Origin of the sequence: Bacillus sp. GMa5/1, assembly GCF_050172015.1 — a bacterium.
Lineage (GTDB): Bacteria > Bacillota > Bacilli > Bacillales > Bacillaceae_G > Bacillus_A > Bacillus_A cereus.
In genome coordinates this window covers 1-3,273 of sequence record NZ_JBNLYC010000306.1, presented here as the reverse complement: position 1 = coordinate 3,273, position 3,273 = coordinate 1, and the positions used below count along the sequence as shown (strand labels likewise).

Below are 3,273 nucleotides of genomic sequence, written 5' to 3'. Positions count from 1 at the left end.
GTGTAGGGAATCCTAATACACTGAAAAGAATAACATAAAGGCGATTACACTATATAAAAACAAAATCAATCCTAAGATGAGTAGTATTGGATGCAACTTGAACATATTTGACCTCCTTGAGTATATAAAGAATTTTAATATATTGTTGGTCAATTTAGAAGGGGGACGGTTACATAAAAAAAGAGCATACATAAAAAGTATGCTCCAAAGAAAGATAGGTTTTATGAGTGGATAATCTCCATACGATAATATATGTTCTATTAATAAAAACGTGTAAAAAATCAATGAATTATCAATGGAATATCATAAAATGAGTAATTTTAATTTAGGAATGCAGTTATTTTCTTTCTCAGTTATCTTTAGGTAACAAAGTTGTGAAAATCGTGCATTATGCGGACTAACAACGGGATAACGATCGTACTTCAGTTACATATTTCTGAAAGTCTGGATATTGCGTGATAGTTTGACATTTAGGGGTGCATAGTTGATTAATTATAGACACATTTGTAATTACTTCGTTACAAGGACCGAAAAATGTAACTTTTAGTTTTGAATTTGGTGGAATTTTAAACACGATAGGTTTTTTTTCCATGAAATCAGCTCCTAATATTGAGTATTATAATTTAAAGGATATAGAGTCGTATTAGTATAATATGAAATTTCAGTGGATTTGCTTATAATAAAGAATTTCATAGTAGTAAAAGTGCTTAAAGATGTAAAGGGGAAATTGAGAATGTGAAATAAAATGTTTAATTAATATAACTAATGCATTTTTTAGTTTGTTACATATTATGTTAGTAAGAATGGTATAAGGAGGTAGTATAAAATATTGGAAGAAAATGTACAAGCTCAGCTTTCGCCACCGTGGATCACATATTTTAATGAATTAAAAAATTCAACATTTGACTTAATAATATATAGAAAATGAGTAGTGATTTTTATTAACTGAAAGGGAATTGATACTGGAAGTTTTAAGTTAATAATATAAGAGGATTTTTTCTAATATCTATAAAAATGTTCAATACTTAAATTGATAGGATGAGACTACATAACAAATAGTAAGGTATATTTCGAATATGAGAATATTTTTTGTGACATACATGTTAAAGCTAATAGAAATATTTCTGAAAGAGAATATATTTTGAAAAACAGTAAAGATTCTTTTTACTTATATTATAGATAGCTAGTTTTAGAGAGCTGAGGCTTACAATAAAACTAGCTATGAATAGGACATTCAAAAGGAGCTGGAATGTATGGGGTATATTGTAGACATTTCAAAATGGAATGGAACTATCAATTGGGATATTGCAGCATCTCAGCTAGATTTAGTGATTGCTAGAGTTCAAGATGGCTCTAATACGGTGGATTTTATGTATCAAAATTATGTTAGTGAAATGAAAAAGCATAGTATCCCATTCGGTAATTATGCTTTTTGCCGTTTTATATCTATTGCTGATGCAAAGAAAGAGGCACAAGATTTTTGGAATCGTGGTGATCAATCTGCTAAGTTTTGGGTAGCGGACGTAGAAGTTCAAACGATGGTAGATATGCAAGGCGGGACACAGGCATTTATTGATGAATTACGCCGTTTAGGTGCGGAAAAAGTAGGATTATATGTAGGGCATCACACGTATCTATCATTTGGAGCACGTAATATTGAAGCTGATTTCGTATGGATCCCTCGTTATGGAGGGAATAAGCCAGCATATCCATGCGATATGTGGCAATATACGGATTCAGGGAATGTTCCTGGGATTGGGAAATGTGATCTGAATCGATTAGTAGGAAATAAGTCACTTTCTTGGTTTATAAATTCGAACAAAGCAAATCAATCTAACATAGTGTATACACAGCAACCAAATGGCATTGGTATTGCAGTTTCGAAATATCCTGATGGATATGGAATAAATTTATATGAAAACCCCATGAATCCTCAATTTACAGGTACACTCACTCAAAAAATTCCATATTTAATCTTAGCAGGTTATTGGGGAGGCGGTGAGCAAGATATGATTTGTTTAGGGAACGATAAGCAGTGGGTATATTTAAAACATTTTAATGTGAAATGGTTTTATGCAACTTCAAAATATCCTGTCGGTTACGGAGTAAATTATTATGAAGAGCCTGAATGTATGAATTATAAAGGAAACATAGATGGATCGACATCTTTTCGAGTGTGGGGTAGAGTGGGAAATGCGGTAGATATCGGACAGAATAGTTGGATACCTGAAAAACATGTAATTATTAAGCAACTATAGAAGCTATATTTTTTTGAGAATTATATAAAGAGCCTTCTTACTATGCATAGTAAGAAGGCTCTTTATATTTAAAAATGAAAATACATGATACATAGTCAACTCATATGAAATGAATTACATGTAGAAAACACACTGTTTTCACAATGACTGTGTATAGTTAATTTGCATAATGATAAAAGTGAGGTATTTGAATTGAAAAAGAAGAAAATATTTATTGGAACAATTATTTCATGCATGATGCTAGCATTATCTGCATGTGGTTCCTCAGACAACGTAGTAACATCAAAAGTAGGAAATGTTACAGAGAAAGAATTAAGTAAAGAATTACGACAACAATATGGAGAAAGTACTTTATATCAAATGATGTTAAGTAAGGCATTGCTAGATAAATATAAAGTTTCAGATGAGGAAGCAAAAAAGAAAGTAGAAGAAGCAAAAGATAAAATGGGTGAAAACTTTAAATCGACTTTAGAACAACTTGGGTTGAAAAATGAAGATGAATTAAAAGAAAAAATGAAGCCAGAAATTGCATTTGAGAAAGCAATTAAAGCAACAGTTACAGATAAAGATGTGAAAGATAACTATAAACCAGAAATGAAAGTAAGTCACATTTTAGTGAAAGATGAAAAAACGGCTAAAGAAATAAAGGAGAAAGTAAATAATGGTGAAGATTTTGCTGCCTTAGCAAAACAGTATTCAGAAGATACTGGTTCAAAGGAACAGGGCGGGGAAATATCTGGTTTTGCCCCTGGACAAACAGTGAAAGAATTTGAGGAAGCTGCGTATAAATTAGATGCAGGCCAAGTAAGTGAGCCGGTTAAAACAACTTACGGTTACCATATTATTAAAGTGACGGATAAAAAAGAATTGAAGCCATTTGATGAAGTAAAGGATAAAATTCGTAAAGATATAGAACAACAAAGACTACAAGATACGACAGGTAAATGGAAACAACAAGTAGTCAATGATTTATTGAAAGATGCTGATATTAAAGTGAATAATAAAGAATTTAAAG

General features: G+C 31.3%; 3 protein-coding genes. 2 read left to right on the top strand and 1 reads right to left on the bottom strand.

Annotated features, from left to right (window positions below; genetic code table 11):
• Positions 1–397: 397 nt before the first annotated feature.
• Positions 398–592, bottom strand: a complete 195-nt coding sequence (locus tag ACQGSG_RS27815; protein WP_000412559.1) for a hypothetical protein — start codon at positions 590–592, stop codon at positions 398–400.
• Between the two features lie 661 nt (positions 593–1,253).
• Here ACQGSG_RS27815 and ACQGSG_RS27810 point away from each other — a divergent pair.
• Together ACQGSG_RS27810 and ACQGSG_RS27805 are read left to right on the top strand one after the other, a co-directional pair.
• Positions 1,254–2,258, top strand: a complete 1,005-nt coding sequence (locus ACQGSG_RS27810; RefSeq protein ID WP_000540659.1) for a glycoside hydrolase family 25 protein — start codon at positions 1,254–1,256, stop codon at positions 2,256–2,258.
• A gap of 192 nt (positions 2,259–2,450) precedes the next feature.
• Positions 2,451–3,273, top strand: an 823-nt coding sequence (locus ACQGSG_RS27805; protein ID WP_426948553.1) for a peptidylprolyl isomerase PrsA, incomplete at its 3' end; no start/stop codon positions are given.

Bases quoted from the DNA above. Each gene is read 5' to 3' on its own strand.
- ACQGSG_RS27815 (WP_000412559.1), bottom strand. From the start codon at position 592: ATGGAAAAAAAACCTATCGTGTTTAAAATTCCACCAAATTCAAAACTA.
- ACQGSG_RS27810 (WP_000540659.1), top strand. From the start codon at position 1,254: ATGGGGTATATTGTAGACATTTCAAAATGGAATGGAACTATCAATTGG.